Origin of the sequence: Phenylobacterium glaciei (assembly GCF_016772415.1) — a bacterium.
Taxonomy (GTDB): Bacteria; Pseudomonadota; Alphaproteobacteria; order Caulobacterales; family Caulobacteraceae; genus Phenylobacterium; species Phenylobacterium glaciei.
Genome location: NZ_JAGSGD010000001.1, coordinates 900,210 through 924,835, shown reverse-complemented (window position 1 = coordinate 924,835; position 24,626 = coordinate 900,210). Strand labels below are relative to the sequence as shown.

At 69.8% G+C, this 24,626-nt stretch carries 24 protein-coding genes; 18 read left to right on the top strand and 6 right to left on the bottom strand.

Going from position 1 to position 24,626, the window contains the following annotated elements:
- The first annotated feature begins 62 nt into the window (after positions 1–62).
- On the top strand, positions 63–275 hold the full coding sequence (locus tag JKL49_RS04520; protein WP_215338519.1) for a hypothetical protein: 213 nt from the start codon (positions 63–65) through the stop codon (positions 273–275).
- A 114-nt stretch (positions 276–389) separates the two neighbouring features.
- On the opposite strand, the gene JKL49_RS04515 is transcribed toward JKL49_RS04520, so the two are convergent.
- Both JKL49_RS04515 and JKL49_RS04510 read right to left on the bottom strand, forming a co-directional pair.
- A complete protein-coding gene (locus JKL49_RS04515) occupies positions 390–926 on the bottom strand; it encodes a phosphoribosyltransferase (RefSeq protein ID WP_215338518.1) in 537 nt (178 codons plus the stop codon).
- Positions 904–1,851, bottom strand: coding sequence for a DUF3426 domain-containing protein (locus JKL49_RS04510; RefSeq protein ID WP_215338517.1), 948 nt, complete (start codon positions 1,849–1,851; stop codon positions 904–906). Before JKL49_RS04510 ends, JKL49_RS04515 begins: the two co-directional genes overlap by 23 nt.
- A 235-nt stretch (positions 1,852–2,086) precedes the next feature.
- On the opposite strand from JKL49_RS04510, the gene ftsE reads away from it, so the two are divergent.
- The 4 genes from ftsE to JKL49_RS04490 are packed head-to-tail and all read left to right on the top strand — an operon-like array spanning position 2,087 to position 5,065.
- Entirely contained in the window at positions 2,087–2,812 is a 726-nt protein-coding gene (gene ftsE / locus JKL49_RS04505) for a cell division ATP-binding protein FtsE (protein WP_215338516.1), read from the top strand.
- The gene (locus JKL49_RS04500; RefSeq protein WP_215338515.1) at positions 2,809–3,699 is read left to right on the top strand and encodes a cell division protein FtsX; all 891 of its coding nucleotides are present in this window, start codon (positions 2,809–2,811) and stop codon (positions 3,697–3,699) included. Before ftsE ends, JKL49_RS04500 begins: the two co-directional genes overlap by 4 nt.
- A complete protein-coding gene (locus JKL49_RS04495; RefSeq protein WP_215338514.1) occupies positions 3,696–4,313 on the top strand; it encodes a YdcF family protein in 618 nt (205 codons plus the stop codon). The genes JKL49_RS04500 and JKL49_RS04495 overlap by 4 nt, the downstream gene beginning before the upstream one ends.
- Positions 4,314–4,315: 2 nt before the next feature.
- Positions 4,316–5,065, top strand: coding sequence for a lysophospholipid acyltransferase family protein (locus JKL49_RS04490; protein WP_215338513.1), 750 nt, complete (start codon positions 4,316–4,318; stop codon positions 5,063–5,065).
- Here JKL49_RS04490 and JKL49_RS04485 read toward each other — a convergent pair.
- Entirely contained in the window at positions 5,062–5,601 is a 540-nt protein-coding gene (locus JKL49_RS04485; protein ID WP_215338512.1) for a gamma-glutamylcyclotransferase, read from the bottom strand. The two genes, JKL49_RS04490 and JKL49_RS04485, sit on opposite strands and share 4 nt — an antisense overlap.
- Before the next feature lie 34 nt (positions 5,602–5,635).
- Between JKL49_RS04485 and JKL49_RS04480 the strand changes: the two genes are divergently transcribed.
- Entirely contained in the window at positions 5,636–6,664 is a 1,029-nt protein-coding gene (locus tag JKL49_RS04480; protein WP_215338511.1) for a DUF2125 domain-containing protein, read from the top strand.
- On the top strand, positions 6,664–8,325 hold the full coding sequence (locus JKL49_RS04475; protein ID WP_215338510.1) for a gamma-glutamyltransferase family protein: 1,662 nt from the start codon (positions 6,664–6,666) through the stop codon (positions 8,323–8,325). The genes JKL49_RS04480 and JKL49_RS04475 overlap by 1 nt, the downstream gene beginning before the upstream one ends.
- Positions 8,326–8,390: 65 nt before the next feature.
- On the opposite strand, the gene JKL49_RS04470 is transcribed toward JKL49_RS04475, so the two are convergent.
- Entirely contained in the window at positions 8,391–9,050 is a 660-nt protein-coding gene (locus JKL49_RS04470) for an HAD hydrolase-like protein (protein ID WP_215338509.1), read from the bottom strand.
- A gap of 129 nt (positions 9,051–9,179) precedes the next feature.
- On the opposite strand from JKL49_RS04470, the gene JKL49_RS04465 reads away from it, so the two are divergent.
- The 3 genes from JKL49_RS04465 to JKL49_RS04455 are packed head-to-tail and all read left to right on the top strand — an operon-like array spanning position 9,180 to position 12,072.
- Positions 9,180–9,986: a chorismate mutase gene (locus JKL49_RS04465; RefSeq protein WP_215338508.1), complete on the top strand. Its 807-nt coding sequence runs from the start codon at positions 9,180–9,182 to the stop codon at positions 9,984–9,986.
- 32 nt (positions 9,987–10,018) lie between these two features.
- Entirely contained in the window at positions 10,019–11,140 is a 1,122-nt protein-coding gene (gene hisC, locus JKL49_RS04460) for a histidinol-phosphate transaminase (protein ID WP_215338507.1), read from the top strand.
- Entirely contained in the window at positions 11,140–12,072 is a 933-nt protein-coding gene (locus JKL49_RS04455; protein ID WP_215338506.1) for a prephenate/arogenate dehydrogenase family protein, read from the top strand. Before hisC ends, JKL49_RS04455 begins: the two co-directional genes overlap by 1 nt.
- On the opposite strand, the gene JKL49_RS04450 is transcribed toward JKL49_RS04455, so the two are convergent.
- Positions 12,073–12,906 carry an SDR family oxidoreductase gene (locus JKL49_RS04450; RefSeq protein WP_215338505.1) on the bottom strand — a complete coding sequence of 278 codons (834 nt, stop codon included), beginning with the start codon at positions 12,904–12,906 and terminating at the stop codon, positions 12,073–12,075.
- Between the two features lie 93 nt (positions 12,907–12,999).
- Here JKL49_RS04450 and JKL49_RS04445 point away from each other — a divergent pair, with 93 nt between their 5' ends.
- The 5 genes from JKL49_RS04445 (at position 13,000) to JKL49_RS04425 (ending at position 17,856) form a co-directional block, all read left to right on the top strand.
- The gene (locus tag JKL49_RS04445; RefSeq protein WP_215338504.1) at positions 13,000–13,893 is read left to right on the top strand and encodes a LysR family transcriptional regulator; all 894 of its coding nucleotides are present in this window, start codon (positions 13,000–13,002) and stop codon (positions 13,891–13,893) included.
- Between the two features lie 81 nt (positions 13,894–13,974).
- Positions 13,975–15,072 carry an AraC family transcriptional regulator gene (locus JKL49_RS04440; protein ID WP_215338503.1) on the top strand — a complete coding sequence of 366 codons (1,098 nt, stop codon included), beginning with the start codon at positions 13,975–13,977 and terminating at the stop codon, positions 15,070–15,072.
- Positions 15,073–15,108: 36 nt separating this feature from the next.
- A complete protein-coding gene (locus JKL49_RS04435; protein WP_215338502.1) occupies positions 15,109–16,470 on the top strand; it encodes a serine hydrolase domain-containing protein in 1,362 nt (453 codons plus the stop codon).
- Between the two features lie 48 nt (positions 16,471–16,518).
- Positions 16,519–16,851 carry an SMR family transporter gene (locus JKL49_RS04430; protein ID WP_215338501.1) on the top strand — a complete coding sequence of 111 codons (333 nt, stop codon included), beginning with the start codon at positions 16,519–16,521 and terminating at the stop codon, positions 16,849–16,851.
- A gap of 54 nt (positions 16,852–16,905) precedes the next feature.
- Positions 16,906–17,856: a Coq4 family protein gene (locus JKL49_RS04425; protein ID WP_215338500.1), complete on the top strand. Its 951-nt coding sequence runs from the start codon at positions 16,906–16,908 to the stop codon at positions 17,854–17,856.
- Between the two features lie 108 nt (positions 17,857–17,964).
- Here JKL49_RS04425 and JKL49_RS04420 read toward each other — a convergent pair whose 3' ends face one another.
- Positions 17,965–20,769: an ATP-dependent DNA helicase gene (locus JKL49_RS04420; protein WP_215338499.1), complete on the bottom strand. Its 2,805-nt coding sequence runs from the start codon at positions 20,767–20,769 to the stop codon at positions 17,965–17,967.
- A 167-nt stretch (positions 20,770–20,936) separates the two neighbouring features.
- Here JKL49_RS04420 and JKL49_RS04415 point away from each other — a divergent pair, with 167 nt between their 5' ends.
- The 3 genes from JKL49_RS04415 (at position 20,937) to JKL49_RS04405 (ending at position 24,585) form a co-directional block, all read left to right on the top strand.
- Positions 20,937–21,212 (top strand): hypothetical protein, encoded by a 276-nt coding sequence (locus JKL49_RS04415; RefSeq protein WP_215338498.1) that lies wholly within the window; start codon positions 20,937–20,939, stop codon positions 21,210–21,212.
- A complete protein-coding gene (locus JKL49_RS04410; protein WP_215338497.1) occupies positions 21,209–22,144 on the top strand; it encodes a phytanoyl-CoA dioxygenase family protein in 936 nt (311 codons plus the stop codon). Before JKL49_RS04415 ends, JKL49_RS04410 begins: the two co-directional genes overlap by 4 nt.
- 209 nt (positions 22,145–22,353) lie before the next feature.
- Positions 22,354–24,585, top strand: a complete 2,232-nt coding sequence (locus tag JKL49_RS04405; RefSeq protein WP_215338496.1) for a calcium-binding protein — start codon at positions 22,354–22,356, stop codon at positions 24,583–24,585.
- The last annotated feature ends 41 nt before the right edge of the window (positions 24,586–24,626 follow it).

The following is a 24,626-nucleotide window of genomic DNA, read 5'->3' as shown; positions in this document are numbered from 1 at the left end:
CCCGGGCTCGGAACCCCGGGGTCCTCGCCCTAGTTGCCTAGGGTGACCTAGGAGGTCCCCTCATGAGTACGCGAGTCTATATCGCCGCAATCCTTGGCCTGATGGTGGCCGGCGTCCTGTTCGGCATGGGCGCCATTCCGGTCTTGATGATCCCGGCCCTGTCAGCGAAGGCCGATGTGCTGCTGCCGATCGTGGTGATCCTGTCGATTGTCCTGACACCGCCGATCGCCTGGAAGATGGCGCCGAAGCTGACCGTCAAGCCCCCCGCGCCCTAGAGCCCTTTCCCTTTAGACGGAATCGTCCAAAGGGATAAAAAGGGCTCTAATTCAAAAAACTAGAGCATGTTTCGATCCGATAACCGGTTCCCACTTATCGGAACATGCTCTAGGTCAGTCCAGCGCCCCGATATAGGGCAGCCCGCGCAGGGCGCCGGCGGCGTCCATGCCGTAGCCGACCAGGTAGCGGGCCGGCGCTTCCCAGGCGACGAAGTCGGGGACGATGGCGCGGGGCGTCGGCCACGGCTTTGAGGCGAAGACGGCGGTAAAGGTTTGCGCCGCGCCGGCGTCACCGACCAGACGGCTGGCTTCCGACAGTGACAGGCCGGTGTCGATAACGTCGTCGATGATCAGGGCGGTGCGGCCCGACAATGGGCGCTGCAGGTCGGCGCGCACCTCGCAGCGGCCCAGGCTGGCGCGCTCGTCGCCATAGGAAGCCAGCCACAGGGCGTCGAAGCGGACATGGCGGCCCAGGCGCGACAAGGCCCGCGTCAGGTCCGAGGCGAACCACAGGCCGCCGGTGAGCAGGCAGACCGCCACGGTGTCGTCGTCGATCTTGGGCGCGATCTCGGCGGCCAGGGCCGCGACGCGGCGAGCGACCTCTTCCTCCGACAGCAAGACGACGGGATCAGCCATGGGGCTCCAGGGCATAGGGGCTATCGGACGACAGGGGCTTGGCCTCCACCGGCGCCGGGCCATGGTCGGCTTGCGGAACGTCGGCTTCGGCCGCGCCACGCAGGGAATGTTCTGGCGCGGCGTGGGCGGGCACAGCCACCTTGGCGTGGGTTTTCTTGCCCTTGGCCTTGGCGGTGTCGGGGACGAAGGAGATCTGCAGATCGTGGGCCGTGGTCGGCGGATCGAGGATGGCCAGAGCGAAGTGGCGGGTCTCACCCGGCGGCACCACTGGATCGGCGGGACGGGCGACCTTGGTGACGATGGTCTTGCCGGCCTTGTCGAGCAGCTCGATCTTCAGCGGCGGAGTGACGATCGCGTGGTCTTCGACATTGCGGATCATGCCGGAGATGGACAGCGCCGCGTGGCCGTCCTGCAGGGCCGGTTCGGCCCGCGAGCCTTCGATCACCAGGCCCAGCGTGTTCACCGGCAGGCCGGCGAGCGCATAGGCCCGCGCCGAACCCGGCATGATCTTCACGACATCGACCCGGAAAACGACGGCCAGGCCGACGACGATGGCCAGAGTCGCGGCCATGCCGGCCCAGACGATGCCGTGGGCGGCAGCCTCCCGCACCTTGCGGGTGGTCTCCACCTTGGCGCGGATCACCTTGGGCAGTTCGGCGCCCGGCAGGTCGCTGAGAGCGGCTGGCTCCTCGATCTGCGGCTCGAAGGGGTCGCGGGCGACCGCGCCCTCCTCGGCCGACACGTCCAGCTCCAGGGTCGCCTCGGGATGGGCCGTCCAGCGGTGACCGCAGGAGGCGCACTTCACCGCACGGCCCTCCGGGGCGATCTTGCGATCGTCCACGAAATAGCTGGTGGCGCACTCTGGACAGGTCAGGATCATGACGGCGGAATGGGTCTCGTAACCTGGGCTGTTGTTCTGGAGCGTCGCCGCCCTGGTCAAGCGGTTCTGCAGGCTTTTCCCCGCAATTCCCGCACCGAAGCGAACTGTTATCGCGATTCCTAGCACGCGGGGCTTGCCAAAACCCAAATCCCGGCAGCGGCGTATCGTCCAGCCGGGAGATTCGCCCGTGAGGCGAGCCAAGCCGCGAGCTTGGCCCTAGGGCCTTTGGGCTCGCCGCGCTCCCACGCCGGTTCTGCTGGCGCATCGACCGGGCTTAGGGTAGCCGGGAAGGCCGATGTCCAGACAGCCGCATGACCAGGAGGCGCTCGACGCCGAGGGCGCCATCCTGGCCTTCGATGACGTGTCGATGCGCTATGGCCGCGGCCCCGAGACGTTGAAAGACCTAACTTTTTCTCTCGCGCCGGGCTCATTTCACTTCCTCACCGGGGCCTCTGGCGCGGGCAAGAGCTCGCTGCTGAAGCTGATCTACCTGGCCGCCAAGCCCTCCAAGGGCCTGATGCATCTGTTCGGCCAGGACGTGTCGGCCGTGCCGGTGAAGCAGCAGCCGATGCTGCGCCGGCGGATTGGCGTGGTGTTCCAGGAATTTCGCCTGCTGGACCACATGAGCGCCTTCGACAACGTGGCCCTGCCCTTGCGCATCGCCGGCCGCAAGCCCGACAGCTATCGCCAGGACGTAGCCGAGCTGCTGGCCTGGGTGGGCCTGCGCAGCCGGATGCACGCCATGCCCGCGACGCTCGCTGGTGGCGAGAAGCAGCGGCTCGCCATAGCCCGCGCCGTGGTCAACCGCCCCGACATCCTGCTGGCCGACGAGCCGACCGGGAACGTCGACCACGAGATGGGCCTGCGCATCCTGCGGCTGTTCGTGGAGCTGAACCGCCTGGGCACCACCGTGCTGATCGCCACTCACGACCAGGATCTGGTGGCCCGCTCGGGTAAGCCAGTGCTGCACCTGGAGGACGGCCGGCTGACCAATCTCGGCCCGATAGGCGGCGGCGGATGAGCGACTTCGATCCCGGCCGCTGGAAACCCGCCGCCTTCCTGCCCGAGGCCGACGCCCGCGACGGCTCGCTGATCTTCGTGGTGGCCACCCTCTGCTTCCTGGCCTGCCTGACGGCGCTGACTGTCCTGGCCACCGACCGCGCGTCGCGGGGCTGGAGTGACCAGCTCACCGGCCAGGCCACGGTGATCGTCCGGGCCAAGGGCTCGGAGACCCCCGACAGCGCCGCCGCGCGCGCCGCCGAGGCCCTGTCGGGCCTGCCGGGCGTCGGCGAGGTTCGCGCCCTGGAGAAGGAAAAGGCCGAGGCCCTGATCGCCCCCTGGCTGGGCGACACCGCCGACCTCGACGACCTGCCGGTGCCGCGTCTGGTGGCCGTGGACCTCGACCCCAAGGCGCCGGCCACCGCGGCCAGCCTCGACAAGGCGCTGAAGGCCCAGGGCCTGGACGCCGTGGTAGACGACCACACTATCTGGCTGAAGGACATCCAGCGCGCCGCCGGCTTCGCCCGCTGGATCGGGCTGGCGGTGTTCGCCCTGATCGCCGCCGCCGCGGGAGCCGTCGTGGCCTTCGCCACCCGCGCCGGCCTCACGGCCCGCCACGAGGTGGTGGAGGTGCTGCACCTGGCCGGGGCCGAGGATGACTTCATCGCCCGGCTGTTCCAGATGCGGTTTGCACGCATGGCCGCGCTGGCGGGCTTGTTCGGCGCGGGCGGGGCGGCGATCATGGGGGCGATACTGCGCCTCATGGGAGGGGGCCAAGGCTTGACCCCGGTGCTGCCCATCGCCTGGACCGATCTGCTGGCCGTCCTGCCCTGTCCCGTGGCGGCAGGGCTGGTGGCGGCCATCGCCGCGCGCCTGACCGCCCAGGCGCTGATCGCGAAGATGACATGAGAAGCCTTGTCGCAATCCTGGTGGCCGCCCTGATCTGGGCTGTCGGCCTGATGTCCTTCGCCGCGAGGATCGAGAATTCGACCCCGATAGCCGAGCCGCCACGCGCCGACGGCATCGTGGCGCTGACCGGCGCCGGCTCCAACGAACGTCTGGCGGCCGCCGTCAGCCTGCTGGAGGACGGCAAGGCCGCCCGGATGCTGGTGTCCGGTGTCAATCCCGAGGCCAGCCGCGAGGACATCCGCACGGTGAGCAAGGCGGTCCGCCGGCTCTATGACTGCTGCGTGGACCTGGACTTCACCGCCGCCGACACGGTGGGCAATGCACGCGAGACCGCCGACTGGGCCCACAGGCTGCACTACAAGAGCCTGATCGTGGTCACCGCCGACTACCACATGCCCCGCGCCATGCTGGAGCTGCGGGCCACCATGCCCGACATCGACCTGCGCCCCTATCCGGTGGCGACAAGGATCGTGAACGCCAAGCGCTGGTGGCGGACCAGCGGCGGCGCGCGCTTGATGATCGTGGAATATTCCAAGTATCTGGCGATCCTCGGCCGTGAGGCCGTGCGGAAACTGGGGCCCAACGACGCCCCGGCCCAAGATAAGAAGGCCTGACCTTGCAGAAGCTGCGCTCCCTGACCTTCGCCGTGGTGTTCTACGCCTGGTCGGTCTTCGTCTCCCTGGTGATCCTCACGCCGCTGCTGATCGCGCCGCGCAGCTGGACGGCGGCCACCTTCGGCCTCTGGAGCCGGGGCATCCGGTTCCTGCTGAAGGTGATCGCCGGGATCGAGGTCGAGGTGCGCGGGCGTGAATTCATGCCCACCACGGCGGCCCTGGTGGCCCCCAAGCACCAGTCGATGTTCGACGTCTTCTCCCAGTTCTCCCTGCTGCCGGACGCCTGCTTCGTCACCAAGAAGGAGCTGCTGATGATCCCCTTCTTCGGCTGGTTCGCCATGAAGGCGACGATGATCAGCGTCGACCGCGCGGGGCATTCCACGGCGCTGCGCAAGCTGGTCCGCGACGCCAAGGACCGCTTCAAGATCCCCCGCCAGCTGGTGATCTTCCCGGAGGGCACCCGCGGCGATCCGGGCGCGCCCGGCGACTACAAGCCCGGCATCGCGGCCCTCTACCGCGAGCTCGAGCTGCCGGTCTATCCGATGGCCACCAACGCCGGGGTCCACTGGTCGCGCAAGGGCTTCAACCTGACGCCCGGCGTGATCGTCTTCGAATATCTGGAGCCGATCCCGCCCGGCCTGAAACGCGGCGAGTTCATGCGCACCCTGGAGGAGCGGATCGAGGCGGCCACCGAGAAACTGCTGGCCGCCGATCCGGCCTATCGGCCGCCCGTCACGGCCCCCGCGGCCTAGTCGGCCTCGCGCTCGCGGGCCTCTACCAGCCCCAGAAGCTTGGCCATCACCGCGTCATGGACACCTTCGGCGCGCAGGTGCCCCACCAGGTCGCGCAGGTAGTCGACGTTCTTCCCCGAAAGCCCCGTGGCCCCGGCGATCAGTTCGGCCTGGCGCTCCAGGCTCAGCGCGCCCGCCCACTGCGGATGGTGGGTGTCGGACAGGAAGACCAGGGTCTCGACCCGGCGGCCGTCGGCGAGGCGCACATTGGCGCTGCTCTCGACATAGGTCTCGGTGGGCTGCTCGCGTTCACGCAGGTAGGCGTAGACCTCGCCCCAGTCTTTTTCCGCCACGCGATAGGCCGCCCCGCGCACCGCGCCGCCGGGGGCGAGACCCAGGACCAGTCCTGGGCGTTCATAGGTGCCACGGTGGTGGACGGAATAGATGCAGAAGGCGCGGCGGCGGCCATGTAGGGTGGCGCTCTGGCGTTCGACGTACGCAAATCCAGGCCGCCACATCAACGACCCGTAACCGAAAACCCAACGCTCAACAGACATGGCCCGCCGTTCCAAAACCCCCGAAGCCCCCCCTGTGCCTGATCCCGAACCCGCCCGCAAACCGCGAAGGTTCTGGCTCTATGCGCCATTCATCGTCCTGCTCATCGCCATGGCGGGGTGGACCGCCCTGTGGCTGCAGGTGCGCGGCCAGGCTGCGACCCGGATGGACGCCGCCGCCGACCAACTGCGGAAGGCCGGCTACGAGGTCTCGTGGAAAGACCGCACCCTGGGCGGCTATCCCTTCCGCCTGGACGTGGTGCTGACCGACGCCCGCATCCGCGAGCCCGGCGGCTGGGCTATCGCCATACCGAGACTGGAGGGCGAGGCCTTCCTCTATTCGCTTGGCCACTGGATCAGCGCGGCGCCCGAGGGCCTGACCCTGACCCGGCCCATCGGCGGCCCGGTGGAGGTGCGCGGCGAACTGCTGCGGGCCAGCCTGAGCGACGTGGGCAAGCACCCCCCGGCCTTCTCTTTCGAAGGCCGCAAGCTGACCTTCGCGCCGGGTGCGGGCGCGCAGCCCTTCGGCCTGTCGGCCGCCGACAAGGTGGAACTGCACCTGCGGCCCGGCCCCGACGACCAGGGGGCCATCCTGTTCAAGGTCGAGAACGGCAAGGCCCAGCTCAGCGGTCTGTTCGCCCAGTTGGCCGGGGACAAGCCGATCTCCATCGTCTGGGACTCGATCCTCACCAAGATGAGCGGCTTCAAGGGCCAGACCTGGCCCGCCGCCGTGCGGGCCTGGAGCACCAGTGGCGGCCTGATCCAGGTGAAACAGGCGGGCGTCACCGCCGGCGACGCCCTGATCGGCGCCCAGAGCGGCCAGCTCGGGGTCGGCTATGACGGCCGGCTGGTGGGATCGATGGACGTGACCCTGCGCCAGGCGCCTCGCGCTCTGGCCGCCATGGCCGCCAGCGGGACCCTGCCGCCGGAGACGGCGCTCGCCGCCGCCGCCGTGGCCGTGGCGCGTGAGGACAGCGCCTCGGTGGCGCGTGCGACCCTGACCTTCGAGGCCGGACGCATGACCCTTGGGCCCGTGGCGGTCGGCGCCTCGCCCCGGGTCTACTGATGCTGGGCCAGCCCAACGCCAGGCCGCCGGGGTTCTCGCAGCGGCGGATGTCGCCGAGCCTGGGCCAGGGCGGCATGGTCGCCGCCGCCCATCCGCTCACCGTGGCCACCGCCCTGGCGGTGCTGAAGGCCGGCGGCAACGCCGTGGACGCCGCCATCGCTGGCGGCCTGACCGCCGCCGTCGTCATGCCCGAGATGTGCGGCCTGGGGGGCGACCTGTTCGCCATCGTCCATGCGCCGGGTCAGGCGCCGGTCGCGGTCCTGGGCAGTGGCGTCTCGCCGCGCTCGGCCACGCTGGAGCAGATGCGCGCGCACGGCGATCCCAGCCCCACCGGCGTGAAGATGCCCTTCCGGGGCCCGCTGTCGGTGGGAACGCCCGGCATGGTCCACGCCTTCGGCGCCCTGCTCGAACGGTTCGGATCGCGGCCCCTGTCAGAACTGGCCCAGGCCGCCATCGGCTATGCGGACGGCTTCCCCATCACCCCGCTGGGGGTCCATTTCATCGCCACCTCGGCGGACCTGCTGCGGCAATATCCGGCCTCGGCGGCGGTCTTCCTGCTCGGCGGCGAGGTTCCCAAGGTGGGGCGGGTCCTGCGCCAGCCCGACCTCGCCCGCACCCTGCGAACGCTCGCGGCGCAGGGGACCCAAGCCTTCTACAATGGCGATATCGCCGACCGGATCGCGGCCTTCATGGCGGCCCAGGGCGGAGCATTGTCAGCCGACGATCTGGTGCGACACGAGACGGTGCTCGAGCCGCCCATCGCCACCACCTTTCGCGGCCATACGGTCTTCCAGACCGGTCTGCCCAGCCAGGGGATGATCCTGCTGGAGGCTCTGAACATCGCCGAGCAGGCCAGCGGCCCGGCCCTGGCGCGGGGCGACGCCGCCGCCATCCACCTGCTGGCCGAGGCCGTGAAGCTCGCCTATGCCGACCGCTTGGGGTTCGCCCAGGACCCGGCCTTCGGAAACCCGCACCTGGAGACTCTGCTCTCCAAGGCCTGGGCCGAGAAACGCTTCGCCGCCATCGATCCCGACAAGGCCGCGCCTACGGTCCCAGCAGGCGGAATGAACGATGGCGACACCACCTATTTCTGCGTCGCCGACGGCCAGGGCATGATGGTCTCGCTGATCCAGTCGGTCTCCTCCAACTTCGGCAGTGGGGTCGTGGCGGGTGATACCGGTGTCGTGCTGAACAACCGGGCCGGACGCGGCTTCTCCCTGGAGGACGGACACCCGAACCTGTTCGCGCCCGGCAAGAAGACCATGAACACGCTGAACTGCTACTCGGTCGCCGACGCCTCGGGCACGCCGGTCCTGGTGGGCGGCACGCCGGGTGGCGACGGCCAGCCGCAGTGGAACCTGCAGACCCTGGTGGCCCTGATCGACGGCGGGCTGGACGTGCAGGCGGCCATCGAGGCGCCGCGCTGGACCGTCTGGCCGGGCACCGATCCCTCCACCCTGCCCAATCCCTATGAGCTGCAGATCGAGTCCCGCGTGGGCGACAGCGTCCTGGCGGAGCTGGAGGCTCGCGGCCACACCCTGCGCCGGTTCAGCGCCTGGGGCGGCGGCGGCGCGGCCCAGGCCATCGCCCGCGATCCGCTCACCGGAGTCCTGGCCGGGGGCTCCGACCCCCGCGCCGAAGGCCTGGCCCTGGGGTTCTGATGACGACACCGGGGCTGACATCGCCCGCGACCACCACCAACACCTACGACCTCTAGCGGTCGCAGCTAAGCACTGGCGGCGAGGTCGCGGCAACTGGCCGCCAGGTCGGACGGCGCGGCGCAGAGGGCGTGGGCGCCGGCCTCCGAAAGCTCCGCCTCCGAGCCGTAACCCCAGAGCGCGCCCAGGGCGGCCAGGCCGTTCTTGCGGGCGGCGATCATGTCGTAGCTGCGGTCGCCGACCATCAGGGCGGCGCCCGGGTCGATGCCCACCGCAGGGATCATGTGGGCGATGAGGTCGGCCTTGTCCTCGAACTGGCCATCGGGATGGGCGCCATAGACACCGGCCAGATAGGGGCTGAAGCCAAAGTGGTCGGCGGTGATCTGGGCGAAGGGCTGGGACTTGGCGGTACAGATGAACACGCGGCCCGCATAGGCCTCGCGAAGTTCGCCGAGCGCCTCGAGGATGCCCGGATAAACCGCAGCATCCTTCAGTCCGCGCTCGGCGGCATAGGCGCGATAGAGGCGCACACCCTCCTCGACATCGGCGTCCGGCCCCATCAGCCGCCGGAAGGAAACCCGGATCGGCGGGCCGATCACCGACAGCAGGTCGGCGTCCGGCGGCGGCTCGCGCCCCAGGGCGGCCATCGCCGCGCGGACGCCGGCGAGGATGCCGGGGGCCGGATCGGTCAGGGTGCCATCGAGGTCGAGCAACAGGGTCGGGGTCATGCTTGCAGCTTGGCCATTGGCGCTTTGCGCGGCAACCGGTTTCCCGTGCAACTTTATTGCGGCGGATGGGCCTATTGCGCCGGGGCGTTCGATGACTTAAGCGCCGAACCTTCGTTTTCGGGGGACAAAATGGCCGACGCCGATCCCAAGCCTGCCGCACCGTCGCTCGACGCCGTGCGCGCGCGCCTGGATGAGATCGACGCCGCCCTGCTGGCCCTGGTCGATGAGCGCGCGGGTCTCGCCAAGGACGTGGCCACCGCCAAGGCCGCCGCCGGCGACGGCGACAAGTTCGCCCTGCGTCCGGGTCGCGAGACCGCCCTGCTACGACGCCTGCTTGCCAAGGAGCGCACGGCGGCGAGGCCCAGCCTCGTCGTCCGCATCTGGCACGAGCTGATCGGCGACAGCCTCTCGCGCCAGGGGCCTTTCCACATCAACGTCTGGGGCGGCAAGGACCCGGCCAAGGCCGTCGAACTGGCCCGCCACCGCTTCGGCGCAGCCCCGCCTCTGCGCACGGTCGGCAAGGCCGACGAGGCGCTGGCCGCCGCCAAGACCCCTGGCGGGGTCGGGGTCCTGCCGCTGGCCTCGGATACCCCCTGGTGGGGCCGCCTGTTGGCCGATCCGAAGCTGCAGGTGTTCGCCGCCCTCCCCTGCCTGGCCGCCTGGGGCCCGATGACCGCGCTGGCCGTCGCCGAGGTGGAGGTCGAGCCCACCGGCGATGACCGCACCTTCTGGGTCACCGACGCACCCGGCTCCGCGGCCGCCATCGAGGAGGCGCTCTCCCGCGACGGCGTGGCCGGCGACCTGATCGCCGAGGTCGGCGGCCTGAAGCTTTTCGCCCTGATCGGCTTCTACCAGGCCGGGGACGAGCGCCTGGCCCGCGCGCCCGGGCGCCTTTCCGGGGTGATCGGGGCTGCGCCCGCCCCGCTGGACGTGTAAGAGGCGGGCCTCACTCCCGCTTGAAGCGTCCCATGTCCGACACCGTCCTCGACCGCGCCAAGGCCCAGCGGCCCACGCCGAAGCCCGGCATCCTCGACATCGCCTGCTATGTGCCCGGCAAGGCCAAGGTCGACGGTATCGAACATTCGCTGAAGCTGTCGGCCAACGAGAACATCCTGGGCTGCAGCCCGGACGCCAAGGCGGCCTTCGCCGGCGCCATCGACCAGCTGCACATGTATCCCGACGGTCGCACTACAATCCTGCGGACCGCCATCGCCGCAAAGTACGGCCTGGAGCCCGAGCGCCTGATCTTCGGCTGCGGCTCCGACGAGATCTTCCAGCTGCTGAACCAAACCTTCCTCGAGCCGGGCGACAACATCGTCCAGGGCGAGTTCGGTTTCGGCGCCTACGCCATCGGCGCCCGGGCCTGCGGCGCGACCGTGAAGCTGGCCAAGGAGATCAACCACCGCATCGACGTCGACGCCCTGCTGGCGGAGGTCGACGACCGCACCCGCTTGGTCTTCGTCGCCAACCCCGGCAACCCCACCGGCACCTGGATCACCGGTGAGGAGATCCGCCGTCTGCACGCAGGCCTGGCCCCCAGCGTCGTGCTGGTGCTCGACGGCGCCTATGCCGAGTTCGTCGCCGACCCCGCCTTCGAGGACGGCATGTCCATGGTGCGCGAGTTCGAGAACGTGGTGGTCACCCGCACCTTCTCCAAGCTGCATGGTCTCGCCGCCCTGCGGGTGGGCTGGGCCTATATGCCGGTGGAGATGGCCGACGCGCTCGACCGCATCCGCCTGCCCTTCAACGTCAATATCCCGGCGCAGCTGGCCGGCGTCGCGGCCCTGGGCGACGACGACTTCCAGGCCCGGTCCCTGGCGCTCGTCGAACAGTGGCGGCCCTATCTGATCCAGCAACTCGGCGGCCTGGGCCTGGAGCCCGTGCCGTCGGCGGCCAACTTCGTGCTGGTGGGCTTCCCGAGGACGCCCGGAAAGACCGCCAAGGAGGCCGAGGCGTACCTCGCCTCGAAGGGGATCATCGTGCGGGGCGTGACCGGCTACGGCCTGCCCGACCACCTGCGGATCACCATCGGCCTGGAAGCGCACAACCGCGCCGTGGTCGAGGCGCTGGCCGCCTTCGTGAAGTCCTGATGGGCGAGGTCCTCTTCCCCCGCATGGCCGTGATCGGCTGCGGCCTGATCGGCTCCTCGGTGATCCTGGCGGCCCGCGAGGCCGGCTGCGTCGGCGAGATCATCGTCGCTGACCTCAGCGAGGCGCACCGCGCCCGCATCGTCGAGCTGGGCTATGCCGACAAGGTCACCGGGGATATCGCCGAAGCCGTGGCCGGCGCCGACCTGGTGGTGTTCGCCGTCCCTGTCCTGGCCATGGGCGAGGCCGCCAAGGCCGCGGCGCCGGCCATGAAGCCCGGCGCCATCGTCACCGATGTGGGCTCGGTGAAGGGCTTCGTCGCCCAGGCTCTCATGGCCGCCCTGCCCGACACCGTCTTCATCGTGCCTGGCCACCCCATCGCCGGCACCGAGCATTCCGGACCCGACGCGGGCTTCGCCGAACTGTTCCAGAGCCGCTGGGTGATCCTCACCCCGCAGCCGCGGCAGGACGATGCCTATCTGGAGGCCGTCAGCCAGCTCTCCGAGTTCTGGCGGGCGCTCGGCGCAAACGTCGAACTGATGGACGACCGACACCACGACCTCGTCCTGGCCGTCACCAGCCACCTGCCCCACCTGATCGCCTACAACATCGTCGGCACCGCCGCCGACATGGAGGAGGTTACCCAGGCCGAGGTGATGAAGTATTCCGCCGGCGGCTTCCGCGACTTCACCCGCATCGCGGCGTCGGACCCCACCATGTGGCGTGACGTCTTCGTGGCCAACAAGGAGGCGGTGCTGGAGATCCTCGGCCGCTTCACCGAGGACCTGCAGGCATTGTCGCGGCAGATTCGCTGGGGCGAGAGCGACAAGCTCTTCGAGCTCTTCACCCGCACCCGCGAAATCCGCCGCGGCATCATCGCCGCGGGCCAGGAAAGCGCCGAACCCAACTTCGGCCGCGATCGCGGCAAGCACTGACTAAGGCTTGGGGGCCACGCGCTCCCGCATGAAGGCCATGTACTGCGCCTCCGAGGTCTCACGGCGCGCGGCCACCATCGGCTTGATGCCCTCCGTCGCGACGTAGCGCAGTTGGTCGCTCCCGTCCGTGGCGGCGGTGTAGATCCATTCCGCCACTTCCTCGCTGGTGCCAAGGCCGCGATCGTCACGCAGGCCTTCGAAGACCTTGGCCGCCCCCGCCAGGAAAACGTCGTAGTCGGCCGGCGCCTCTGCCTCGACGGCTTCCGCCCCGCTGCGCTTGCCGAAGTCCGTGGAGGTGACACCGCCGGGCTCGACGATCTTCACCGCGATCCCCAGGCCCGCCAGTTCGTATGACAGCGACTCCGAGAAACCCTCCATGGCGAACTTCGAGGCCGTGTAGAGCGAGATCATCGGCAGGCCGAACACTCCGGCGCCCGAGCTGACATTGACGATCACGCCGGATCGGTTGGCGCGCATGTGGGGCAGGATGGCGCGGGTCACGTCCATCAGGCCGAAGACATTGACGTCAAACTGCTCCTGCACCTTCTCGCGGCTGGCGGCCTCAAAGACGCCGAACAGGCCAAAGCCGGCATTGTTGACCAGGACATCGATCCGGCCGAACCGGGCTACCCCCTCGGCGATTGCGGTTTCGATGCTGGCCCGGTCCTGGACGTCGAGCCGGGTGACCAGAACATTGGGCAGGGCGGCGAGGGCCGAGCTCTGGACCGCGTTACGCATAGTGGCCACCACGTTCCAGCCGCGGGCGGCGAACAGGTGCGCGGCGGCTTGGCCGAAGCCGGTGGAACAGCCGGTGATGAGGACCGTCTTGGGCATGGGGGTCTCCGGGTTTGAGAGGCCCATATGCGCCCACGGCTTTGCTGTGATAATCCGCTCAAATCCGCATGCAGTAATGAATGATTCCGCACAATGTCCGGTCTGGCCCTGAACGAGCTCAACGCCATGGCGGCGGTGGCGGCCCACCGCAGCTTCCGCGCGGCGGCCTCGGAACTGGCGGTGTCTCCCTCGGCCTTGAGCCATGCCATCGCCAGCATGGAGCGCCGGCTCGGGGTTCGGTTGTTCAATCGCACCACCCGCAGCGTGTCGCTGACCGAGGCCGGCGAACAGTTCCTGGCGCGGGTGCAGCCGGCCCTGCGGGAGATCGCGGACGCCGTGGAGAGCGTGAACCGGTTCCGTGACACCCCCACCGGGCTGCTGCGCCTCAATGCGTCGGAGGGCGCCGCCGAGCGGGTGCTGCCCATCGTGCTGGACTTCATGGCCGCCTATCCGGACATGCGGGTCGACATGGTGAGCGAGGGCCGCATGGTGGACATCGTCGCCGAGGGATTCGACGCCGGCCTGCGCCTGGGCGAGACGGCGCCACAGGAGATGATCGCCCTATCGCTGGGCGTTCAGGAGGCGATGATCGTGGTGGGCTCACCGGCCTATCTCACCAGGCGCGGCGCGCCAAAGGTCCCCGCCGACCTCTTCGCGCACGAGTGTATCCGCGCCCGCCTGCCCAGCGGGACGATCCTGCGCTGGGAGTTCGCGCGCCAGGGGGAGGAGACCCGCCTCGATCCGCCCGGCCGGTTGGTTCTGGGGAGCCCGGATCTCAGCCTTCAGGCCGCGCGCGGCGGCGCGGGCCTGGCCTTCGTCAACTGTCGTTCGGCGTCCAAGGACCTGGCCTCGGGCACGCTGATTCAGGTCCTGGCTGACTGGACGCCGCCCTTCCCCGGCATCGCCCTCTACTACCCGCGCCAGCGTCTGCCGTCGGCAGGCCTGCGCGCCTTTATCGACTGCTTCCAGGCCGCCCGACTGCGCTAGCGCAAACCGCCGTGGACACCGGTGCAGGCGCAGGTCAGGCTCCAGCATAAGAGACCTTTGAGGCCGCTCGACGGGGGGCGCATGCCGGAACTTCTGCCGAGCCTGGACCTTATGCTGCGGGGCGCGGCCTGCGGCCTGCTGATCCTGGTGGCCGGCCTGCTGGTGCGGGACCATCGGCAGGTCACGGCGGCGCGGTTCGGGGCCCTGCTCGCCCTAAGCGCCGTGGGGTTCGCCCTGTGCACGACAGTCGCCCTGCGCGGCCACCTGGGGCTGCTGACTCTTCCCGCCCAGGCCCTGATGGCGGGCGGTAACCTGGCCTTCTGGCTGTTTGCACGGGCGATGTTCGAGGACGGCTTCCGGCCCCGGGCCTGGCATGCGGCGGCCTGGCTGGGGATCGTCGCGGTGGGGCTCTACGAAGCCCGGGCCCTCGGACCGGAGATGACCCCCATCGCCATCGCGGTGCGGGGCTTCCTGGTGCTGGAGTCCCTGGGGCTCGGCCTGCTGGCGGCGGGGCAGACCCTGGCCTCCTGGCCCGCCGACCTGGTGGAGCCGAGGCGCCGGGCGCGGCCCTTCGTGGTGGGCGCCGCGGCCGGGTTCATCGCGCTGAACGCCCTGTCGGACCTGTTGGGACCTCGCGCGACCGTCCCCGACCTCGCCAGCCTGATCCGCGCCCTGGCGCTGGCGATCATCGCCCTCGGCGTCGCAGCCGCCCTGCTGCGGGTCGCGGGCCAGGGCTGGCTATCGTCGGCGAACCCCGCCGCATCCGTGCGGCCTGTCGAGCCGGCCGACCAGGGCCTGGCCGCCGCCCTCGACCGGGCCATGAGCATCGACCGCGCCTATCGCCAGGAGGGCCTGACCATCGGCAAGCTGGCCGAGCGGCTGGGGGCGGCGGAATACCGTCTGCGACGGCTGATCAATTCGGATCTGGGCCAGCGCAACTTCAACGCCTATCTCAACGGTTACCGCATCGACGAGACCAAGGCGGCCCTCGCCGACCGCGGACAGGACTCCGTGCCCATCCTCACCATCGCGCTGGACGCCGGGTTCAATTCCCTGGGACCTTTCAATCGCGCCTTCCGCGCCGAGACCGGCATGACGCCCACCGACTTCCGGCGCGCGTCCGCCGATTCCGGAATCGGCCAGCCGGATTTCGAACCCGGCGAGCGGCGCGGCGCCTGAGGGAGCAGATGGGGCTCACCTTCCTGGAGCCCTCACATGACATCCCTTCGTCCCTGGCTGCTGATCGCCGCCACCCTGCCGCTCGCCGGCTGCGGCGCGCTCAGCGGCGCGGCCCATGTGGCCACCGGCCTGGCCAGCCACCAGGTCTGCTCGGCCGCCTTCGTCTCCCGGATCGACCCGCAGGCGTTCCGCCGCGAGGCGGTGGACCCGGAGCTGGGGCCGGCCCGCTGGCTGATGCGGACCAAGGTGGACCGCGCAGGGCGGTCGGTTAGCGCCAGCCTGGCGGGCATGGCGACCACCCGGGCGGTCTATCGCGGCCCCTCGGGCTGTCTGGTCCTGCAGGGCGCGCCGCCACCGCCGCCGCCCGAACCGATCCCGGCTCCGAGACAGCATCCCCTGGCCAAGGCGCCCGCGTCGGCGGCCATCGAGGCGGCTCTGAACGAGGCCTTTGTCGAGCCCGCCAAGCCGTGGCGGCGGACCAAGGCGGTGGTGATCCTGCACGACGGTCAGATCGTCGGGGAGCGCTATGCCCGGGGCTATGGCCCCGACACCCCGATCACCGGCTGGTCGGCCACCAAGTCGGTGACCAACGCGCTGGTGGGTGTTCTGGTCCAGCAGGGAAAGCTCTCGGTGGACGGCCCGGCCCCGGTCGCCGCCTGGAAGGACGATAGCCGTCGCAGCATCAGCCTCGACAACCTGCTGCGGATGACCAGCGGCCTGGCCTTAGGGGACTCGCTGAACTCAAGTCTCAAGAGCGCCTTCGATCCCTCGGCCCGGATGCTGTTCGCCGAGCGGGACATGGCCGGGTTCGCGCAGGCGCAGCCCCTGGCCGCCAGCCCGGGAACAAGCTGGACCTACGCTGACGCCAGCCCAACCATCACCTCACGCATCATCCGCGACCAGGCCGGTGGAACCGAGGCCGCCATGCTGGCCTTCGCGCGGCGCGAACTGTTCGATCGCATCGGGATGGAGCATCCGACCCTGGAGCTGGACGCCACCGGCACGCCGCTGGGCGCCACGCACATGTGGGCCAGCGCCCGGGACTGGGCGCGACTGGGGCAACTCTATCTGGATGACGGGAAGGTGGAGGGTGAGCTTATCCTGCCGGAAGGCTGGGCGGACTATTCCTCCCGACCGACGCCGGGCAGCCTTGTCGGCTATGGGGCGGGCTTCTGGACCAATCGCGGCGACAGCCCCGGCGCGCGCCGGCGGATCGTACTCGGCATGCCTGCCGACGCCTTCTTCGCGCGCGGCCACGACGGCCAGTATGTGGTGATCGTGCCGTCCGCCCGGCTGGTGGTGGTGCGGCTGGGGATCACGCCCACGCCCGGCAACGACATCGAGGGCGTCGCGCGGCTGGTGCGCGAGGCCATCGCAGCGGTCGGACCACCCACCTAAGCTGACCTGGCCCGGCGATTCGTCCGGGCGATCGAAGGGACCAGCTCCATGAACGGCTACGCCTGGCTCGGCATCGCCATCCTCTGCGAGGTGATCGCCACCACCGCGCTGAAGGCCTCGGAGGGCTTCACGCGGCTGATCCCCTCGATCATCACCTCGGTGGGCTATGTCGTGGCCTTCTACTGCATGTCCCAGTCCATGAAGACCGTGCCGGTGGGGATCAGCTACGCCATCTGGTCGGGGATCGGCATCGTGCTGATCACCCTGCTGGCCTGGGTGATCTTCAAACAGAAGCTCGATCTGCCCGCCGTAATTGGCATGGGAATGATCCTGGCCGGGGTGCTGGTGATCAACCTGTTCTCCAAAGCCGCGGTGGCTTGATTTCCCCGCGGGAATGCTAGGCTCCTGTGGACAACGCTTTCGAAGGACCCGAGCATGATCGACCAACCGGCGCGTGCGCGCTTCGAAGCCCAGGTGATCCAGGGCGGCGATGGGGAAGACGCCCGCCGCCTGGCCGCCCAGCTTCGGGCGGGCGGCGGAAGCCAGGCGGATATGGCGGCGCTGTTCGTCCATGCCGCCGCCTGCGCGCCCGAGCGGCTGGCGGTGATCTATGACGGGGCCACTGAGGGCTGGCTCGGCGTCGCCCCGCGTGGCCCCATGATCGAGGCTCACGGTGTCGCCGAACCGGTCCCCGCCGCCTTCTGGGGGGGCTTCTGGGACCTGGTGGACGATCCCGTCGCCAATCGCGAGGCCGGGCACACCACCGTCCGCACCGCGGCGCTCGCCGGAACCCTGCCCGCCTTGAAGACCCGCGTGGCGCAGATCGCCCTGCTCTATCCGGGCGTCCGTGACGCCGCCTCGGTGGGCTATCCGTCGAAGTTCACCCTGTCCGCCCTGGCCCGCTGCCCGGCGGGATCGTTGGGGGCGGAGTTCCACGACCTGATCGTCGACAACGGCTTTGACCTGGAGGTGCTGGACCGCGAGGCGCTCGGCCTGGCCGACATGCCCGCGCCGCTGGACTACCTCAACGCCCGCATCCTGCAGTGCCATGACCTGTGGCACATCCTGGCCGGCTACCGGACCACCGCCCTGCACGAGGTGGCGATCTCGGGCTTCCAGATGGCCCAGTTCGGCCACCACTATTCGTCGATGTTCCTGGGCATGATCACCAGCAAGATCGCGCTGAACCAGCCCGAGGCCCTGCCCTTGTTCCTCGACATCATCCTGTCGGCCTGGACCCACGGCCGGCAGAGCCCGGCCCTGATCGGCCTGGACTGGGAGACCCTGTGGGATCAGCCGGCCGAGGCGATCCGCACCGCCACCGGTGTCAGCCTCTACGCCTCGCCACATCCGGCCGACCTGTTCGAGCAGATGCGCGCGGCCTAGAGCCCTTCCCTTTAGACGGAATTGTCCAAAGGGATAAAAAGGGCTCTAATTCAAAAAGTTGGAGCATGTTTCGATCCGATAACCGGTTCCCACCGATCGGAACATGCTCTAGTCGGCGCTCGGTGTCCCCAGGAACGCCGCAGTCGCCTCGATGGCCTCCACCAGGCCAAGGCGTTCGATCTTCACCCCTTCCGGCAGGCCGGAGAACAGGCGGGTGGGGGCGGCGGCGTCCAGCATGACAAACACCCCCTTATCGTCGGCGCGGCGGATCAGGCGGCCGAAGGCCTGGCTGATGCGGTTGCGGGCGACGCTGTCGTCATAGGCCTTGCCGCCGAAGCGGACCCGGCGGGCCTTGTGCAGGATATCGGGGCGCGGCCAGGGAACGCGGTCGAAGACCAGCAGGCGCAGGGACCGGCCCGGCACGTCCACGCCATCGCGGACCGCATCGGTGCCCAGCAGGCAACTGTCCTGCTCGGCCCGGAAGATGTCCACCAAGGCCCCGACCTCCAGGGGATCGACGTGTTGGGCGTAGAGCGCCAGGCCCTTGTCGGAGAGCGGCGCCGCGATCCGCTCATGCACGGCGCGCAGTCGGCGGATGGCGGTGAACAGGCCGACGCCCCCGCCGCCCGCGGCCAGGAACAGCTCGCGCATGGCGGCGGCCACCTGGCGGGGGTCGTCGCGGCCGACATCGGTGACCACGAAGGCCCGGGCGTTGGTCTCGTAGTCGAAGGGCGAGGCCAGACGCAGGGTCTTGGGACGGTCAGGCAGGCGCGCGGCGCCGGTGCGCATTTCCGCCAGCGCGAAAGGATCGGCCAGGGTGGAGTCGGCGAGCGTCGCGCTGGTCACCAGCACCCCGTGTGCCGGAGCGATGACGGTGTTGGTCAGGGGCTCGGTGGGGTCGACCCAGTGGCGGCGGCAGGCGGCGTCCACCACCCGGCCATAGAGGAAGGTGGCGTCGAACCAGTCGACGAAATCGGGATCGTCCTCGGAGTCCTCGTCGATGGCGCGCAGCATGGAGCGCCAGGCCGGCAGGGTCATCCGGGCGCGACGGTCCAGGCCGCGCAGGGCGCCTTCTATGCGGGCTCGATCGCCGGGCGGCAGGGTTGCGGCCTCGTCGTCCAGCACATCCTCCAGGTGACGGGCCAGCGCCAGCAGGGGCGCCTCGATGGCGGCCAGGGCCGAGGCGGCGGCGCGCGCGGTCTCGCGCACGAGATCCAGCGCCGGGCGGGCGGCGCATTCCATGCCCACTTCCGAGGGCGCGGCCCGCGCGCGGAGTTGCTCGATGATGGCCACCACGAAGTGCTCGATGGGGCCCGACGGATTGACCTCGCCATTGGGCGAGGCGACCCGGCCCGACCAGCCCTCGCCCGGCAGGGCGGCGGCGGCGCGGGTGGCGTCCACCAGGGCGCGCTTGGCGTCGTCGCGGTCGCCCAGCACCTCCATGAGGCGGGCCTCCAGACCCCGGCCCCGGCGGCCGCGGCCTTCCGGTCCCCGGATCCAGCGGCGCAGTTCGGCGGACTCCGCGCCCGACAAGGCTGCCGCGAAGGCCGCGTCGGCGGCGTCGAACAGGTGGTGACCCTCGTCGAAGACGATGCGCTTGAGCTGGGTTGTCTCTCCGTCGGCCTTGGAGCCCCGCGCCGCCCGCGCGCCGTCGAAGGCGGCCTGAGTGAGGACCAGGGCATGGTTGGCGATGACGATGTCGGCGCGGCGCGACCCGCGCACCGCCTTCTCGACGAAACAGGCGCGATAGTGGGCGCAGCCGGCATGGATACATTCCCCACGCCGGTCCACCAGGTTGGCGGCGCTGGCCTGGCCCACTGGCGGGATGGCGAACAGGGTGGGCAGCCAGGCCGGGAAGTCGCCGCCGGTCATGTCGCCGTCGCGGGTGGCGCGCACCCAGCGGGCGGTCAGCGCCAGGCCGATCAGGTCGGCCCCGCCCAGCTGGGCGGTGTTGGCCTGGTCCTGGAAGTTCAGCAGGCAGAGGTAATTCTCGCGCCCCTTGCGGACCACGGCCTTCTTCGCGCGGACCTTGGGGTCGGGATAGATGGCGTGGCTCTCGCGCTCGATCTGCCGCTGCAGGGCGCGGGTGTAGGTCGATATCCACACCGCCGGCCCGTTGGCCTCGGCCCACAGGGAGGCGGGCGCCAGGTAGCCCAGGGTCTTGCCGACCCCGGTGCCGGCCTCGGCCAGCATCATGCGCGGCTCGCCCTCCTTCTCCCGGGGCTGGAAGGCGAAGGCGGCCTCGGCGGCGAACTCGGCCTGGGTGGGCCGGGCCTCGTCCAGGCCGGCCTGGCGCAGCAGGTCGGTGAGCCGCTGGGCGGCGGCGTCCGGCGCGATGGGCCGCGAGCCGGCCTCCCCCGGCGGCGCCTGTTCTTCCCATTCGGCGACACGGGTCCATACATCCATGCCCGAGCCTCGGAAGGCGTTGCCCACCGGGGCCGAACGCAGGGCGCCGATGACGGCGGTCCCCCAGGCCCAGCCGGCGCGGGCCAGGGTTTCGCCGACGGCCAGGGCCTCCTCGCGGGACGGCTCGGGTGTCAGGGCCAATTCGGCCAGCAGGACGTGGCAGGCCTCGCGCAGCACCTTGGCCTGTTCCGCCGCGCCCTTGGGCTCGGGGAGGCCCAGGGCCAGGGCCAGGCCCGCCGCCGAGGGGGCGCAGAAACGGGCGGGGCGCACGAAGGCGAACAGCTCCAGGGCGTCAAACAGGCCCTGCGAGCGGGCCGGCGTATGCACCCCCAGCCGCTTGGCGGTCATGCCCGCATGGGCCACCAGGACCGGGCCGTGCTCGAAGAGGTCGCGGGCCTCCGGCGCCCGGATCAGCTGCGCCCGAGACGCATCGGCCGCCGCGGCGCGGGGGCCGGGCAGGACGACGAGGGCGGGGGCCAGATCAAGACTCGGGGCAAGCGCGTTCACGGGTCCTGACTAGCGGATTTCACGGCGAAACGGAACGGGAACGAACGCCTCACGCCCTCTGGGCCGGCAGCAGGCCCGCTTGCCCCGAAATTCGACATTCCCATGGGCCGTCGGCTGGCTCATGATCGCCTTCGAACCCCGTCGTCAGCATGGGGACGAGGGGAAACATGACGCGCCAGAAGGTTCTGGTTCTCTACCTGGCCAACTCGGCCCTGGATTCTCCCGTGGTCGCCTGGGCGGTCTATGACGGGACAGGGCAGACGCGCCCCATGGCCGGCGACAATGACGAGGCCCCCTATCGCACCGGCGCCGACGCCCTACGCGACGGCTGGCGGCTGTTCCAGGCCTCGCAAATCCTGCCCCACCCGCGCGGCGAGGAATTCGACCTGGCCTATCTGAAATACGAGTTCTTCTTCGAGCAGCTTGTGGAGATGGCGTCATGAGCGAACAGCCCGTCTTGCTGGACTCCTTGGCCATGGCGCGCTTCACGGCCCGCGGCTTCCTGCGCTTCGACGGCGTGGTCCCTGAGGAGATCAACAGCCAGTTCCTGGCCGAGGTGGGCGAGGCCGCAGATCCGCAACCGGGCCGCAAGGTGATGCGCGCCTTCGGAGAGCTGCTGCTCCAGGCGGAAATCCCGGAGGTCGCCGCCGGCGCCCCGCTGTCGGCCACCTACCCGCAAGGCTCCGCCATCCGCCGGCTGCTGGACCTGCCGCAGGTGAGGGGCGCGATTCAGAGCCTTGTTGGCCCTGATCCGGTGTTCGACCACCACTTTCTGCACGTCACCTTCCCGCCCGCCTATCACGAGGCCGGCGGCGGCGAGAACGTCTCCCAGCACACCCACCAGGACTCCACGGTCGACCCGTCGAAGGGCTTCGACCTGCAGGTCATGTACTACCCACACAAGGTCACCCGCGAGATGGGCGGCACCCGCTTCATCCCCGGCACCCATCTGCGTAAGGTCAGCGAGGTGGCGCTGGGCCGTTACCAGAACATGCGGGGCCAGCAGCATATGGTCTGCGAGGCCGGCACCCTGCTCTTCCTGCACAACGGGCTGTGGCACGGGGGCGGGGTGAACCACGCCGACCGTACGCGGACCATGTTCAAGATCCGCATGAACCCCAGCACCCCCCAGGTGCGTCAGTGGGACGTGGCGACCCTGCCCGCCCAACCCAATCCGCGGCCGATCTTCTATGTGAAGAGCGCCCAGCCCGAGACGGTGGAGTCCATTCTGATGAGCCCAGAGCCCTGGTTCGAGCAGGACACCGGGCGGCTGGAGTACGTCAACCGCATCAAGCTGTGGCGCCACCTGACCGGGGATGCGACCTACGACGCCGATCACTGGATGAGCCGTCTGGAAAATCCCGCCCGCGCTTGAGGATTCGTCACCGGTTCAGGCCATTTGGCTGACGCCGGGGCTCCGTCCCGTGCGCGTTCCCGCGCGGAATAGAACTCCAAAGAACGCGCATAGGTAGAATTCGCTTTACGGCCCAGTTCCGGAGCTCAACCTGTCGCAGCGGGCGGCGTGAACTGCGAGTTGCAGAACGGCAGCGTTTGGAGCTCGCGGCGATCTGATCGGCGAGGTCCATGGCCAACTACTTCTTCGATACCATTACGACGGCGCAGCAATCTGCCTTCACGTCGGGCGATGTCTTGGTCTTCACCGGCGTGGCTACGGCCACACGCGTCTCCGTAGCCTATGTTGCTGCGTCGGGGGCCAGCCCGGCCAGGATCGACCTGACCTATGCGGGCCGGACGATCTCGTTTGATCCGGCCAATTTGGCTGTCGATTACACCGCCAGCGTGTTCCCCGACAGCAGCCGCCTGGTGATCGGCGCAAGCGCCGGAACAGATCTCTCAGCCGTCAATTCCCCGGGCGGCGACGCCTTGTTCGGCGGCGGCGGCGGCGACACCCTGGACGGCGCCGCGGGGGCCAACTTCATGCAGGGCAACCAGGGTGACGACCTGCTGCTGGCGGACAGCGGGGCCGACACCCTGTTGGGCGGCCAGGGCGTGGACTCCATCGACGCGGGCGATGGGAACAACTACGTCCACGGCAATCTGGGCGACGACATACTGTTGGCCGGGACGGGCGCCGACACCATGCTGGGGGGTCAGGGAAACGATTCCATCGACGCCTTCGAAGGCGGCAACCTGGTGTTCGGCGACCTCGGAGACGACTTCCTGCTGGCTGGCGACGGGTCCTCCACCCTGATGGGCGGGGCCGGCGATGACGTCCTGCTGAACTACGGAGGCCCGGGCGACCAGGACTCTGTCGATGCTGGGGCCGGCAACGACCAGGTGCTGTCCTCCGAGGGGAATGACATCATCTTGCTGGGAGACGGCGACGACTTCGCCGACGCCGGCGATGGCGACAATTTCGTCCAGGGCAACCAGGGCGAGGACGACATCATTTCCGGCGACGGGAATGACACCCTGCTGGGCGGCCAGGGGAACGACGTCCTGACGCCAGGCGACGGCGCCAACTATGCGCACGGCAATCTGGGCGACGACGAAATCTATGGCGGCATCGACAAGGACACCCTGCTGGGCGGGCAGGGGAACGACTTCATAGACGGCTACGACGGCAATGACTTGCTGTTCGGCGATCTCGGCTCGGATGAGATCATCGCTGGCGAGGGCGACGATGTGGTCTTCAGCGGGGCCGGCGACGACACCGTCGACAACCATGAAGGCGGAAACGACCTCACCGACCTGGGGACGGGAAACGACTCCTTTGTCGGTGGCGACGACGGCGACACCGTGACCGCCGGCGAAGGCGACGATGCGGTGGACCTGGGGGACGGGACCAATTTCGCCACCGGCGGCCTTGGCGCCGACCTGCTGACCGGAGGGGCGGGCGCCGACACGATCGATGGCGGGGACGGCAACGACCGCATCTCCCTTGGGTCTGGCGCCAACGTCGGAATCGGCGGCCTGGGCGCCGACTCCCTGCTGGGCGGCGGCCAGGGCGACACGCTCTCAGGCGGCGAGGACGCTGACACGCTGGATGCGGGGGCCGGGGTCAACCGGCTCGATGGCGGCGGCGGTGACGACAGCCTGCTCGCGGGAACGGACGTGGACACTCTGCTGGGCGGCGATGGGGCGGACACCCTGACCGGCGGCGATGGGGCCAACCATTTCGACGGCGGCGCGGGCAGCGACCTGATCACCGGTGGCGCCGATGGCGACACGGTGACCGCGGGCGAGGGCGCCGACACCGTTGTCGGGGCCGGCGGCGCCAACAACATCACAGGCGGCGGCGGAAACGACTCCATCACCGCCTCCGGCGCGGCCTCCGACACGCTGTCGGGCGGCGACGGCGCCGACACCCTCGTCAACGGCGCGAGCGGCGGCGGGATCCTGCAGGGCGGCGCTGGCGCAGATATGCTGACCGGCGGCGCGGGCGCGGAGACCTTCACCGGCGGAGCGGGCGCCGACACCTTCGCGGCCGGAGCCGGCGGCGCCGACCGTTTCGTCTTTGTCGCCGGAGACTCGGTTTCCACCGCCGGGTCGCTGGACGTGATTTCCGGCTTCAACGCGACCGCCGATGACATCCTTTCGGTGGGGATCACCGTCACCAGTTCCAACTTCCTGGCCGGCTCGAACGCCGGGTCCTACGCCCAGGCCCTGCTCGATGCGACGTCGCTGATTTCCGGAGGCTCGCGCGACGTCGTGGTGATCGCCGTGGTGGGATCGTCGGGCGGACTGGAGGACGGGACCTACGTCTTCGCCGACAGCGGCGGCGCCAACACCCTCTCCAACGCGATCAAGCTCACGGGGTTGACCGGGGTCTTGGAGGTCACCGACTTCGGGTGACAGGAACCTCCGGGGGAGCTACCCATTTGCCTGGGACCTGG